The organism is Sphingomonas arantia (assembly GCF_042682045.1).
GTDB classification, from domain to species: Bacteria; Pseudomonadota; Alphaproteobacteria; order Sphingomonadales; family Sphingomonadaceae; genus Sphingomonas_R; species Sphingomonas_R arantia.
In genome coordinates this window covers 305,543-318,060 of record NZ_JBHUGS010000001.1, presented here as the reverse complement: position 1 = coordinate 318,060, position 12,518 = coordinate 305,543, and the positions used below count along the sequence as shown (strand labels likewise).

Annotated in this window: 12 protein-coding genes; 6 read left to right on the top strand and 6 right to left on the bottom strand. The window is 69.5% G+C overall.

Annotated features, from left to right (window positions below):
- Positions 1-56: 56 nt before the first annotated feature.
- Positions 57-338, bottom strand: coding sequence for a hypothetical protein (locus tag ACFSGX_RS01550; RefSeq protein ID WP_380926958.1), 282 nt, complete (start codon positions 336-338; stop codon positions 57-59).
- A 362-nt stretch (positions 339-700) separates the two neighbouring features.
- Here ACFSGX_RS01550 and ACFSGX_RS01545 point away from each other — a divergent pair, with 362 nt between their 5' ends.
- The 3 genes from ACFSGX_RS01545 to ACFSGX_RS01535 all read left to right on the top strand — a co-directional run bounded on the left by ACFSGX_RS01545 (position 701) and on the right by ACFSGX_RS01535 (position 3,232).
- Complete coding sequence (locus tag ACFSGX_RS01545) at positions 701-1,069, top strand: RcnB family protein (protein ID WP_380926956.1); 369 nt, start codon at positions 701-703, stop codon at positions 1,067-1,069.
- 79 nt (positions 1,070-1,148) lie between these two features.
- Entirely contained in the window at positions 1,149-1,871 is a 723-nt protein-coding gene (locus tag ACFSGX_RS01540) for a response regulator (RefSeq protein ID WP_380926954.1), read from the top strand.
- Positions 1,868-3,232 (top strand): HAMP domain-containing sensor histidine kinase, encoded by a 1,365-nt coding sequence (locus tag ACFSGX_RS01535; protein ID WP_380926952.1) that lies wholly within the window; start codon positions 1,868-1,870, stop codon positions 3,230-3,232. Before ACFSGX_RS01540 ends, ACFSGX_RS01535 begins: the two co-directional genes overlap by 4 nt.
- Before the next feature lie 147 nt (positions 3,233-3,379).
- Here the strand turns inward: ACFSGX_RS01535 and ACFSGX_RS01530 are convergent, their stop codons facing one another.
- On the bottom strand, positions 3,380-4,030 hold the full coding sequence (locus ACFSGX_RS01530) for a YitT family protein (RefSeq protein ID WP_380926951.1): 651 nt from the start codon (positions 4,028-4,030) through the stop codon (positions 3,380-3,382).
- Between the two features lie 160 nt (positions 4,031-4,190).
- On the opposite strand from ACFSGX_RS01530, the gene ACFSGX_RS01525 reads away from it, so the two are divergent.
- The 3 genes from ACFSGX_RS01525 to ACFSGX_RS01515 are packed head-to-tail and all read left to right on the top strand — an operon-like array spanning position 4,191 to position 6,474.
- The gene (locus ACFSGX_RS01525) at positions 4,191-4,673 is read left to right on the top strand and encodes a PH domain-containing protein (protein ID WP_380926950.1); all 483 of its coding nucleotides are present in this window, start codon (positions 4,191-4,193) and stop codon (positions 4,671-4,673) included.
- Positions 4,670-6,193, top strand: a complete 1,524-nt coding sequence (locus ACFSGX_RS01520) for a PH domain-containing protein (RefSeq protein ID WP_380926949.1) — start codon at positions 4,670-4,672, stop codon at positions 6,191-6,193. Before ACFSGX_RS01525 ends, ACFSGX_RS01520 begins: the two co-directional genes overlap by 4 nt.
- On the top strand, positions 6,190-6,474 hold the full coding sequence (locus ACFSGX_RS01515) for a CsbD family protein (RefSeq protein ID WP_157174694.1): 285 nt from the start codon (positions 6,190-6,192) through the stop codon (positions 6,472-6,474). The genes ACFSGX_RS01520 and ACFSGX_RS01515 overlap by 4 nt, the downstream gene beginning before the upstream one ends.
- A 49-nt stretch (positions 6,475-6,523) precedes the next feature.
- Here ACFSGX_RS01515 and ACFSGX_RS01510 read toward each other — a convergent pair whose 3' ends face one another.
- The 4 genes from ACFSGX_RS01510 to scpA all read right to left on the bottom strand — a co-directional run bounded on the left by ACFSGX_RS01510 (position 6,524) and on the right by scpA (position 12,469).
- Positions 6,524-8,494, bottom strand: a complete 1,971-nt coding sequence (locus tag ACFSGX_RS01510) for an ATP-binding protein (protein WP_380926947.1) — start codon at positions 8,492-8,494, stop codon at positions 6,524-6,526.
- Positions 8,495-8,601: 107 nt separating this feature from the next.
- Positions 8,602-9,159, bottom strand: coding sequence for a hypothetical protein (locus tag ACFSGX_RS01505; RefSeq protein ID WP_380926945.1), 558 nt, complete (start codon positions 9,157-9,159; stop codon positions 8,602-8,604).
- Positions 9,156-10,250 (bottom strand): biotin synthase BioB, encoded by a 1,095-nt coding sequence (gene bioB / locus ACFSGX_RS01500; protein WP_380928195.1) that lies wholly within the window; start codon positions 10,248-10,250, stop codon positions 9,156-9,158. Before bioB ends, ACFSGX_RS01505 begins: the two co-directional genes overlap by 4 nt.
- An 8-nt stretch (positions 10,251-10,258) precedes the next feature.
- Complete coding sequence (scpA, locus tag ACFSGX_RS01495) at positions 10,259-12,469, bottom strand: methylmalonyl-CoA mutase (protein WP_380926943.1); 2,211 nt, start codon at positions 12,467-12,469, stop codon at positions 10,259-10,261.
- Positions 12,470-12,518: the final 49 nt, after the last annotated feature.

Below are 12,518 nucleotides of genomic sequence, written 5' to 3'. Positions count from 1 at the left end.
GAGGCACCTCCCCCGAGCCAAGCCGAGGGGCGCCAACCCGCAAGCGCCCTCAGACCCTACAAATCCCCCGCATCCAATATGATCGCATGCTGCCCCTGCTCCGGCATCGTGGCCGCCACCCGCGTCGCCACCCGCTCGATCCGCGATCGCACCGTATGCGACATCGCCCCCGCCGGCCCGATCCCCAGCTTCGCATCCGCCCCCGCCGTAAGGCACACCACGAACGCGCGCGCATCGTAACAGGCGCGGTAACAGCTCAGCATCGGCATCTGCGCGGTGCCGCCCGCAACGGTCGGATCGCGCAACGGGTTGATGATCAGGGTCGGGGTACGGCGCATGCGGGTCTCTACCCCGAACCGCCGCCTCGCTCCACCCACGCCACCCACTGGACGGCACGTCCGGTCCGGCCGCCCGCGCGATCGCGATGATTGCGCTACCGACATGTTGCATTACCAAAAATGCACTTGCCGGATCGGCTGCTGCACCGCACAAGGGATAGGCCTTTCAGGCATCCTCTCCTAAGACTTACGGGCTGGCCTTCGCGCCGGCCCTTTTTTTGTGCCGCATCGGTCAACCTGATTCGCGCTGATACAAACTGCGACACGATTCCCCGTCCACCGGGATATCGCTGCGACCATGGTGCTCCATATTCCAATCAACGCCGACGGGATCGGCGTCGACCTTGAAAGGGAGACACACCATGAAGAAGTTCATCATCGCACTGCTCGCCGCCACCATCGCAACCGGCCCGGTTGCTGCCGCCCCCTACCAGCAGAATGACGGCCGCGGCCGCGTCGAACAGCGCGACCAGCGTCGCACCGTGGTCGTCAAGAAGACCGTCGTCCGCCAGGATCGCCGCGCCACGCCGCAGAAGGACCGCCGCTGGGCCAAGGGTCAGCGCTTCGAAAGCCGCTACGCGCGCAACTACCGCGTCATCCAGACGCCCCGTCAGTACCGCCTGAGCGCGGCACCGCGCGGCTACCGCTGGGTCCAGTCGGGCAATGACGCCGTCCTGATCGGCATCACCAGCGGCATCATCGCCGCGGTCTCCGCCAACGTGATCCGTTAAGCCAGCGGATCGGCACAGTCCCGGGGTCTATCCGACCCCGGGGCTTCGCCATGCCCGCCGGACTTGCTAGGCTGCCCCCATGTCGGACGAACCCCATATCCTGCTGGTCGACGATGCGCGCGACATCCGCGATCCGCTCGCCGCGTATCTCGGGCGCGAGGGGATGCGCGTCACCAAGGCGGAAAGCGCCGCCGCCGCGCGCGCCGTCCTCGCCGTCCATGCGATCGACCTCGTCCTGCTCGACATCATGATGCCGGGCGAGGACGGGCTGTCGCTCGCCGGCTTCCTGCGCGCCACCACGCAGATCCCGGTCATCCTGCTCACCGCCCGCGCGGAGGAGGTCGACCGCATCCTGGGGCTGGAGATCGGCGCGGACGATTATGTGACGAAACCCTTCTCCCCGCGCGAACTGCTCGCCCGGATCAAGGCTGTCCTGCGCCGCACCGCATCCGGCGGCACCGCGACCGTCCACGCGCCCGATGCGGACGGCTTCGCATTCGGCCCCTGGGTCCTGCGCACTGGCGACCGCGAACTGGTCGACGAGGCCGGGGTCGCCGCCCCGCTGTCGACCGGCGAATACAACCTCCTCCACGCCTTCGTCACGCACCCGCGCCGCGTGCTGACCCGCGATCAGCTGCTCGATCTCAGCCAGGGCCGCGAACTCGCCGCGTTCGAACGCAGCATCGACAACCATATCAGCCGCCTGCGCCGCAAGCTGGAGCTCGACCCCGCCGACCCGCGCCTGATCAAGACGGTCCGCGGCGGCGGCTACATGCTCGCCGCCGACGTGCGCCGGATATGATTCGCTTCCTGCCGCGCAGCCTCGGCGGCCAGATGGCGCTGCTGCTCGGCCTCGCGTTGCTCGTGGCGCAAATCGCGAATTTCGCGCTCATCCTGAACGAGCGGCAGAAACTCACGCTCGCGCAGAACCAAGGGCCCGCGATCGACCGGTTCGCCGGCGTCGCGGCCGATCTCGCCACCGCCGCCCCCGAATTCCGCGCCGCGCTCCTCGCCGACGCCTCGCACCGCGGCGCCCGCTTCGCCTGGTCGGCGGACAGCGGCGTTCCTTCCCTCGCCCGCAACGCCGCGGTCGAGGCGCGACTGGTCGAAGCGCTCGCCGATCTCGACACCCGCCCCGCCGCGGTCCGTGCCGCGATCACCGCGGCCCCCGCGCCCGCCCGGATCCCCGGCGCGAACCGCGCGCGTGCGCCGGAGTCCGCCGAACGCCAGCTGCTGATCCTCGCCGTCCGCGGGCGCGAGGGGCGCTGGCTGACCGCCCGGATCATCACCCCGCCGCGCGATCCGCGGCTCGGCATCCGGCTGGGCGCCGCCACGCTGCTGCTCTACCTGATCGTGCTCGGTGCCAGCATCGGCATCGCGATGCGGCTCGCCCGCCCGTTGCGCGATCTCACCCGCGCGGCCGATGCGTTCGGCGGGCGCGGCGATCCGGTCGCGGTGCCGGTCCGCGGGCCGGACGATCTGCGCCACGCCATCGTAGCATTTAACGCGATGAACGCGCGCGTCGTGGCGTTGCTCGACGAAAAGGACCGCATGCTTGGCGCGATCGGCCACGACCTGCGCACTCCGCTCGCCTCGCTCCGCATCCGGATCGAGGGGATGGACCCCGCCGACGAACGCGCCGCCGCGATCGCCACGATCGACGAATCGACCGCCATGCTCGAGGACATCCTCGTCCTCGCCCGCACCGGCCGGGTGCGCGAGGACGCCCGCCGCATGGACGTCGCCGCCCTGGTCGAGGCATTGGTCGAGGACTACCGCGACATGGGCCGCGCGGTCGCCTTCACCCCCGGCCCGCGCGCCATCGCCGACGTGCAACCCGTCCTGCTCCGCCGCGCGGTCCGCAACCTCGTCGACAACGCGCTCGCCTACGCCACCACCGCGACACTGTCGGTCTCCGCCACCGCCGACGCCGTGATCGTCAGCATCGCCGACGACGGCCCCGGCATCCCGCCGGCCGACCGCGCCCGCATGATGCAACCCTTCCAGCGCCACGACTCCTCCCGCAACCGCGACACCGGCGGCACCGGCCTCGGCCTCGCCATCGCCCGCAGCATCGCCGAAGGCCATGGCGGCACACTGACGCTGGGCGAGGCCGCGGGCGGGGGTTTGCTGGCGGAGATCAGGTTGCCCGCAACGCGATAAGGGTCACCCCAAGCCACTCCCCCTCTCCCCAACCCTCTCCCCGAGGGGAGAGGGAGTCAGTCACGCAGCGCACCCAAAAAACCCTCTCCCCTCCGGGGAGAGGGTTGGGAGAGGGGAACAACCTAACCCCGAGCGAAACGCCTGAAGTCACCGCCCCACATACCGATCCGGCCGATGCCACGCGATCAGCACCAGGCTGATCGCCGCCGCACTCAGCGCGGACCACCCCAACCGCTCCACGCTCACCACCGGCACCGCCGCCGCCAGGATCAGCACGTCGATCGCGATCTGCGTCCGCCCCGCATTCCACCCGCGCCGCCGCTGCAACCAAAGCGTGATCACCCCGGTCCCGCCCACACCCGCATCGTGCCGCGCGAGCGACAGGATTCCCATCCCGATCACCGTGCCCCCCACCAGCGCCGCGAACATGGGATGCACGTCCGCGATCGTCAGCGACAGCTTGGCCGCGGCCGAAATCGCCGCGATCCCGACATTCACCAGCACAGTCTTCACCGCGAACCGCGCGCCCATCACGCGGTGCGCGAACAGGAAGAACGGGATGTTGATCACCGTGAACAGCACCCCCACCGGCCACGGCACCAGATACGACACCAGCAGCGCGACCCCCGCAATCCCGCCGGTCACCAGCCCCGCCGCGTGCAGCAGCACCAGCCCCAGCACCAGCAGGATGCACCCGACGACCAGCGCATAGCCGTCCTCGACCAGGCTGTGCGCCGTCCCGCGTTCGGCACGCACGCGGGTGCGGCGGTTCGGCGTCGTCAGCGGTGTCGTCGTCATGGCGGTCAGCCCCGGATCGGCGTCAAAGAGAGTCCGGCATCCGCTCCACCGGCCCGCGCGCATGGGCGGTCCTGGCGACGCAGCCCTAACCCGCCCGGCGAACGGTGTCGATCGGACCATTTCGCTTGTCGCCGCCCCCACCGCTGCGCCAGGATGCGCCATGCCGATCGCCGCCCTTCCGCCGATGCTCCCGCTCGACCCGCGTCAGGTCGCCGTCCTGCGCGTCCGCGGCATCGCCAACGCCGCAGTATTGCTCGTCGCCGCCGGCATCGCGGAGGTCGCGCTGTTCGCCAACGACCTCCCCTCCGGCATCGTCGCGACCCTCGCGTTGCTCGCCGCCGCGTGGCTGATCCTGCTCGCCCCGCGCCGGACATGGCAACGCTGGTCACACGCCTTCACGAAGCAGGAACTGCACGTCGCCTCGGGCTGGCTGACGCAGGTCCACACCATCGTCCCCGTCGCACGCGTCCAGCATATCGATCTGGCGCAGGGCCCGGTCGAGCGGCGCTACGGCGTCGCCACGCTCGTCCTGCACACCGCGGGCACCGATCACAGCCGCGTCACCGTTCCCGGCCTGGCGCGCGCCGATGCCGAATCGATCCGCGACACGATCCGCGCCCGCCTCACCCCCGGCCTGACATGACGCCCGACACGCCGACCGCCGCCACGCCCCGCCGGCTCGACCCGCGCAGCGTCGCGCTGATGGCGGTCCGCAAGCTGCCGTCGATGGTGTTCGGCATCCCGCTGATCGCAACGATGTCGGCCACCGGCCGGGTCTGGCTGGCCTTGCTGGCGCTGGCCGCCGCGGCCGTCAGCCTCGGCGCGCTCTGGCTCCGCTGGCGGTCGTTCACCTACGCGATCGGCGCGGACGACATCACCATCACGCAGGGCATCCTCACCACCAACCGCCGCTCGATCCCACTCGACCGCATCCAGGACGTTTCGATCGAGCGCCGCCCGCTCGCCCGCCTGTTCGGCGTCGCCACCGTCCGGCTGGAAACCGGCGCCGGCGAAACCGACGAAGGCGTGCTCGACGCCGTCTCGCTGGCCGAGGCCGAACGCATCCGCGCGCTCCTCCGCAGCCCACGCAGCGCCGCCGCGCCCGACCTGCCTCAGCCCGCCCCGGAACGCACCATCTTCGCCATGGACGCCCGCCGCCTCGCGCAGATGGGCGCGTTCGGGTTCTCGCTCGTCTGGCTCGCCGCGATCGGCGCTGCGTTCCAGGCGATCGACGGCTTCATCGATTTCGACCGCGACGACATCCGCCGCACCATCGGCGCTGCCCCCGATCTCGCGGCGCACTGGGTATCGCTGCTCACCGTCGCCGCCACCTTGCTCGCGGTCCTCGCCGCGGGCGTGGTCGCGGGCTTCATCCGCACGGTGCTGACCCAGTACGGCTTCCGGCTGACGCTTGCCGACGGTCGCTTCCGCCGCGTCCGCGGGCTGCTGACCCGGACCGAGGTCGTGGTCGGCATCGCGCGCATCCAGCTCGCTTTGGTCGAACGCGGCCCCGTCTCCGGCCGGCTCGGATGGGCCTCGCTTCGCTTCCAGACGCTCGGTGGCAGCAACGACGCCGGCGGGCGCCAGGACATGGCCCCCTTCGCCCGCCCACCCGAAATCGCCGCGATCGTCACCGCCGCCGGCCTCCCCGCCTTCGATCCGCAGCCCTTGCGCCCCGTCGCGCCCGGCCATGTCCTGCGCAGCACGCTGATCCACGCCGGCCTCCCGCTCGTGGCAATCCTTGCCGCCGGCATCGTCTTCCCGCCCGCATTGTTCGGCCTGCTGCTCCTCCCCATCCCCGTCGGGGCCGCACTGCTCGCCCGCCGCCATCACCGTTACGCGCTGGTCGGCGACAGTCTCCAGGTCGCGCACGGCGTGCTGGCGCGGCGCGAATGGACCGTCCCGCGCGACGCGGTGCAGGCCGTCACCCTGTCGCGCACCTGGCTGCAACGCCGGCTCGACCTCGTCACCGTGCGCGTCGATACGGCCGGCGCACGCGGCCTCCACCGCCCCGATATCGTCGATATCGCACCCGCCGCCGCGGCCCGGCTGGCTGCCGATCTTGCCATGACCGAAATGAAATTGGAAACCGAACGCGATTCGGACGTTGCGACAGTCCATGCTCCCATCACGGAGCCGACAGACGAAAGGACATTCTCATGAGCATCACGACTCTCAAGGGCGACGGCAACGAAATCGGCGGCAAGTTCAAGGAAGCCGCAGGCGACCTGACCGGCGACCGCTCGCTTCAGTCCAGCGGCGTGGCCGACCAGGTGACCGGCAAGGTCCAGCAGGGCGTCGGCGCCGCACGTGATGCGATCTCCGGGAATGTCGCACCGCTCGCCGACAAGGCGAAGGGCTTTGCCAAGCAGCGCCCGTTCGCGACGGCCGCACTGGTCGGCGTCGTCGGCATCGCTCTGCTCAACACGCTGCGCGGTCGCTAAGACCGGCTGATTTCGCGGCGTCCCGGCTGGTCCGGGACGCCGCGAACCCTTATTCGAATTCCATGATCACCGCGTCGACCGCCAGGCTGTCGCCCGGTTCCGCATCCACACGCGCCACGGTCCCGGCCTTCTCCGCGCGTAGGATGTTCTCCATCTTCATCGCCTCGACCACCGCCAGCGGCTGACCCGCCTCGACCCGGTCGCCCGCCGCCACATGCACCGCGGTGATGAGGCCCGGCATCGGGCACAGCAGGAACCGGCTCAGGTCCGGCGGCACCTTCTCGATCATGTGCCACGACAGCGCCGCGATCTCCGGCCGCAGCACGCTCACCCGGTGGCTCGCGCCGCGCGTCGTGAACCGCCACTGCGTCCCTTTGCGCACCACGCGGATCGCCAGCGGCTCCCCGTCGATCGTCGCCTCCACCAGTCGCTGCCCGGACACATAAGGCGCATCGACCACCAGCGCGGTGCCGTCCACCGTCACCTGCTCGCCCTCGATCGCCACGTCGTGCGCCACGCCGTCGATCGTCGCGACCCAGGCGGAGACCTCGTCCGGGCCACCGTTCAACTGCCCGCTGATCCGACCGGCACGCGCAGCATCCGCGCTCGCGATCAGCCCCGCCACCGCAGCCAGCCGCGTGACCAGCGCCGTATCGGCCGGCGCGCCTCCGAACCCGTCGGGATATTCCTCCGCGATGAACCCCGTCGTGATCTCGCCCGACCGGAACCGCGGATGCTGCATCAGCGCGGACAGGAAATCGACATTGTGCCCGATCCCGTCGATCTCGAACCGATCGAGCGCCGCCACCTGCGCATCGATCGCCGCGATACGGTCCGGCCCGTGCGTGATCAGCTTGGCGATCATGGGGTCGTAGAACATCGAAATGTCCGACCCCTCGACCACCCCGTCGTCCACGCGCACATCGGCGGACACCGCCGGCGGGCGATAGCGCACCAGCCGCCCGGTCGAGGGCAGGAACCCGCGATACGGATCTTCGGCATAGACCCGCGTCTCCACCGCCCAGCCGTCCAGCCGCACATCGTCCTGCCCGAAACTCAGCCGCTCCCCCGCCGCCACCCGGATCATCTGTTCGACCAGGTCCAGTCCCGTCACATATTCGGTGACGGGATGCTCCACCTGCAACCGCGTATTCATTTCGAGGAAATAGAAACTGCGGTCCGCCCCCGCGATGAACTCGACCGTCCCCGCGCTGAAATAGCCGACCGCGCGCGCCAGTTCGACGGCCTGTTCGCCCATCGCGCGGCGCATCTCGGGCGTCACGAACGGCGACGGCGCTTCCTCGACCACTTTCTGGTGGCGCCGCTGCACCGAACATTCACGCTCGCCCAGATAGACGAGGTTGCCATGCTGGTCGCCGAGCAGCTGGATCTCGATATGGCGCGGGCTCTCGACGAACTTCTCGATGAACACCCGGTCGTCGCCGAAACTCGCCAGCCCCTCGCGCTTCGTCGCGTCGAACCCCTCGCGCACGTCACGCTCGCTCCACGCCAGCCGCATCCCCTTGCCGCCGCCGCCGGCCGACGCCTTCATCATCACCGGGTAACCGATGCCGCCGGCGATCTCGACCGCATGATCGGTATCGCGGATCTCGCCGATGAAGCCCGGCACCACCGACACGCCCGCCGCACGCGCCAGCTTTTTCGATTCGATCTTGTCGCCCATCGCCGCGATCGCCCCCGGCGGCGGCCCGATGAACGCGATGTCGTTCTCGGCCAGCAGTCGCGCGAACGACTCCCGCTCCGACAGGAACCCGTATCCCGGATGCACCGCCTGCGCGCCGGTCTCTTTGGCCGCGAGCAGGATCGCGTCGGCAAGCAGATAGCTGTCCGACGCCGGCGGTGGTCCCAGCCGCACCGACTGGTCCGCCATCAGGACATGCGGACTGCGCGCATCCGCATCGGAATAGACCGCCACCGTCGCGATACCCATCGCGCGCGCCGTGCGGATCACCCGGCACGCGATCTCGCCGCGATTGGCGATCAGGATCTTCTCGAACATGCTGGTCCTCTCCTGAGGGCTCTATATGTGCCCCGGCGCAGGCCGGGGCCTAGGTGAAACGGTGGCGTCCAGGCCCCCGCCTGCGCCGGGGAACGGTCACCGCTTCGCTACTTCGCCAACGCCGCCGACAACCGGATATCGGTCCCGCCATCCGCCGCATTGCGCGTTCCCGCCGAAATCCGCACCGCGCGCCCGTCGGGCCCGGCCGCCGACCAGTCGGTCACCGGCTGTCCCTTGCCCGACCGCGTCCGCCCGGTCTTGAGCACGAGCGCCTCCGCCACGCGAGCCGACAGGTTCAGATGATCGACGCTCGCCGCCGCGCGGCCCAGCACGGTGCAGCGCATCGCCCCGTCACGCGCCTGGCCGTAGGTCACCAGCGCGCGGTCTGCCCGCCACGTCTGCCCCGGCCCCGTATCGCGTCGCGGCACGCTCGCGAACTTCAGGTCCGACGCCGCCACCGCCGCCGCAAATGCATCGGCATCCGTCAGGTTCGGCAGGCACAATGTCTTGAACAGCGTCACTGCCGCCCCCGGATCGATCGCGACCCGAACTGGCGCAACCGGCGTACTGGCGGGCGCGGAGACCACTGGCGGATGCGCCCGCAACGTCTCCGCACCCGGCACGCCGCCCTGCGCGATCAGCAACGCGACCGAGACAGCGATCACGACACCGCGCCCATCGGGCTCAGCCCCAGCGCGGCGAACAGCGCGCCGTCCGCATCGCCGCCGGCATTGCCCGTCGTCAGCAACCGGTCACCCGTGAAGATCGAGTTCGCGCCCGCCAGGAAACACAGCGCCTGACACGCCTGGCTCATGCTCTCCCGCCCGGCGGACAACCGCACGCTCGACGTCGGCATCAGGATGCGCGCCACCGCCACCGTGCGGACGAATTCGATATCGTCGATCCGCGTTTCGCCGCCCGCGATCATCCGGTCGCCGATCGGCGTCCCCGCGATCGGCACCAGCGCGTTCAGCGGCACGCTTTCCGGGTGCTTCGGCAACGTCGCCAGCGCATGCAGGAAATCGACCCGGTCCGCGCGGCTCTCGCCCATCCCCAGGATGCCGCCGCAGCACACCGCCATGCCCGATGCGCGGACATTCTCCAGCGTATCGAGCCGGTCGCCATAGGTCCGCGTCGTCACGACCTCGCCGTAGAACTCCGGCCCGCTGTCGAGATTATGGTTGTAGTAATCGAGCCCCGCGTCCGCCAGCCGCTCCGCTTGGCTCCGGTCGAGCATGCCCAGCGTCATGCACGTCTCCAGCCCCAGCGCCTTCACTTCCGCCACCATTGCGGTCAGCGCCGGCATGTCGCGCTCCTTCGGGCTCCGCCACGCGGCCCCCATGCAGAACCGCTCGGACCCCGCCGCCTTCGCCTCGCGCGCCGACGCCACCACCGCGTCGTGATCCATCAGCTTGGACGCCTTCAGCCCCGTCTCGAACGAAGCCGACTGCGAACAATAACCGCAATTCTCCGCACAACCCCCGGTCTTGATCGAAAGCAGCGTCGAAAGCTGCACCCGGTTCGCGTCATGATGCGCCCGATGCACCTGCTGCGCTTGGAACATCAAATCCATGAACGGCAGATCGAACAACGCCGCGATCTCCGCGTGGCTGACCTGCTTCTGCTCCCCCTCCCGTTCAGGGGAGGGGGCCGGGGGGTGGGGGCTCCCTACAGCCGAAATACCGGTCGCCGAGGCAGTCCCCGCCTCCGGCTCGTCCTTCGTAAAGGGGTTAAGCACCTTCAAAAGACTGTCCATCACGTCACTCACTCCACACCCACCGGCGGCACATTGTGCCCCAGCAACTGCAACACCTGCGATGCTGCGTCCACCAGGTTGGTACCCGGCCCGAAGATCCCCTGCACCCCCGCATCGCGCAGGATCTGATAATCCTGCGCCGGGATCACTCCGCCCGCGATCACCTTGATGTCGCTCCGCCCCGCCTCGCGCAGGTGGCCGATCAGCTCGGGGATCAGCGTCTTGTGCCCGGCCGCCAGGCTCGATGCGCCCACCACGTCCACGTCGCGCGCGATCGCCAACTCGGCCGCCTCGCGCGGTGTCTGGAACAGCGGCCCGGCGACGATCTCGAACCCCAGGTCGCCGAACGCGGACGACACCAGGTTCGCACCGCGGTCATGCCCGTCCTGCCCCATCTTGGCGACCAGCATCCTTGGGCTCCGCCCCTTGCGCCGCGCGATCGACGACACGCCGTCCTTCAACCCGTCCCACGCCGCGTCGCCATCATATGCGCCGCCATAGATGCCCGACACCGGCGTCGGCTGCGTTCCGTACCGCCCGAACACCGTCTCCATCGCCGCCGAAATCTCGCCCAGCGTCGCCCGCGCCCGCGCGCAATCGACCGCCAGCGCGAGCAGATTCGCGTCGCCACCCGCCCCCTCGGTCAACGCCGCCAAGGTCGCCGCACAAGCCGCCTCGTCACGCCCGGCCTTCACGCGCGCGATCCGCGCCACCTGCGCCTCGCGCACCGCGACATTGTCGACGTCCAGGATGTCGATCGGGTCCTGATCGGGCAGCGTATATTTGTTCACACCGACGATCACCGCCTCGCCGCGGTCGACGCGCGCGGCGAAACCGGCCGCCGCCTCCTCGATCCGCCGCTTGGGCATGCCGCTCGCGACCGCCTTGGTCATGCCGCCCAGCGCCTCGACCTCCTCGATGATCGCCCACGCCTCGTCGTGCAGCTGCTTGGTCAGCGCCTCGACATAATAGGAGCCGCCCAGTGGATCGACGACCTTCGTGATCCCGGTCTCCTCCTGCAGCACGATCTGCGTATTGCGCGCAATCCGCGCGGAGAAATCGGTCGGCAGCGCGATCGCCTCGTCCAGCGCGTTGGTGTGGAGCGACTGCGTCCCCCCGAACGCGGCCGCCATCGCCTCCACGGTCGTGCGGATCACATTGTTGTACGGGTCCTGCTCGGTCAGCGACACGCCGCTCGTCTGGCAATGCGTGCGCAGCATCTTGGACCGCTCGTCCTTCGCGCCCAGCTCGGTCATCACGCGGTACCACAGCGTCCGCGCGGCACGCAGCTTCGACACCTCCATGAAGAAGTTCATGCCGATCGCGAAGAAGAACGACAGCCGGCCCGCAAACGCATCGATGTCTTGCCCGCGCGCGATGGCGGCGCGCGCATATTCCATCCCGTCGGCGATCGTGAACGCCAGCTCCTGCACCTGCGTCGCCCCGGCTTCCTGCATGTGATAGCCGGAGATCGAGATGCTGTTGAACTTCGGCATGTGCGCCGACGTGTATCCGATGATGTCCGCGATGATCCGCATGCTCGGTTCGGGCGGATAGATATACGTGTTGCGGACCATGAACTCCTTCAGGATGTCGTTCTGGATCGTCCCGTCGAGCAGGTGCTGCGGCACGCCCTGCTCCTCGCCCGCCACGATGAAGAACGCCAGGATCGGGATCACCGCGCCGTTCATCGTCATGCTGACCGACATCTTGTCGAGCGGGATGCCGTCGAACAGGATCTTCATATCGTCGATCGTATCGATCGCCACACCCGCCTTGCCGACGTCCCCGGTGACGCGCGGATGATCGCTGTCATAGCCGCGATGCGTCGCCAGATCGAACGCGACCGACAACCCCTTCTGCCCCGCCGCCAGGTTGCGGCGGTAAAAGGCGTTGGACGCTTCCGCGGTCGAGAACCCCGCATATTGCCGGATCGTCCACGGCCGCCCCGCATACATCGACGCCCGCACCCCACGCGTAAACGGCGCGAACCCCGGCAACCCGGGCTCGATTCCCACGACGTCCTCGGCGGTATAAAGTGGCTTCACCACGATCCCCTCCGGCGTCCGCCAGTCGAGATCGCGCCCCTTCACCTCCTTGGCGGCGGCGCGCTCCCAATCGGCCCGCGTCGGGTCCGCCTTAGGCTCCGGCTGCACCGATTCCTTAAGCGGAACACCCGGATCTTCGCCCGGAAGAATGGGCTCGACAGTCGAGCTCATCGCCCCCCCTCCCCTTCAGGGGAGGGGGTCGGGGGGTGGGGGCGACGTG

Excerpts from the sequence above, each read along its gene's own strand:
- ACFSGX_RS01520 (WP_380926949.1), top strand. The coding sequence starts at position 4,670 with ATGACGCCCGACACGCCGACCGCCGCCACGCCCCGCCGGCTCGACCCG.
- ACFSGX_RS01535 (WP_380926952.1), top strand. The coding sequence starts at position 1,868 with ATGATTCGCTTCCTGCCGCGCAGCCTCGGCGGCCAGATGGCGCTGCTG.
- ACFSGX_RS01530 (WP_380926951.1), bottom strand. The coding sequence starts at position 4,030 with ATGACGACGACACCGCTGACGACGCCGAACCGCCGCACCCGCGTGCGT.
- ACFSGX_RS01515 (WP_157174694.1), top strand. The coding sequence starts at position 6,190 with ATGAGCATCACGACTCTCAAGGGCGACGGCAACGAAATCGGCGGCAAG.
- ACFSGX_RS01510 (WP_380926947.1), bottom strand. The coding sequence starts at position 8,494 with ATGTTCGAGAAGATCCTGATCGCCAATCGCGGCGAGATCGCGTGCCGG.
- ACFSGX_RS01545 (WP_380926956.1), top strand. The coding sequence starts at position 701 with ATGAAGAAGTTCATCATCGCACTGCTCGCCGCCACCATCGCAACCGGC.
- ACFSGX_RS01550 (WP_380926958.1), bottom strand. The coding sequence starts at position 338 with ATGCGCCGTACCCCGACCCTGATCATCAACCCGTTGCGCGATCCGACC.
- bioB (WP_380928195.1), bottom strand. The coding sequence starts at position 10,250 with ATGGACAGTCTTTTGAAGGTGCTTAACCCCTTTACGAAGGACGAGCCG.
- ACFSGX_RS01540 (WP_380926954.1), top strand. The coding sequence starts at position 1,149 with ATGTCGGACGAACCCCATATCCTGCTGGTCGACGATGCGCGCGACATC.
- ACFSGX_RS01525 (WP_380926950.1), top strand. The coding sequence starts at position 4,191 with ATGCCGATCGCCGCCCTTCCGCCGATGCTCCCGCTCGACCCGCGTCAG.
- scpA (WP_380926943.1), bottom strand. The coding sequence starts at position 12,469 with ATGAGCTCGACTGTCGAGCCCATTCTTCCGGGCGAAGATCCGGGTGTT.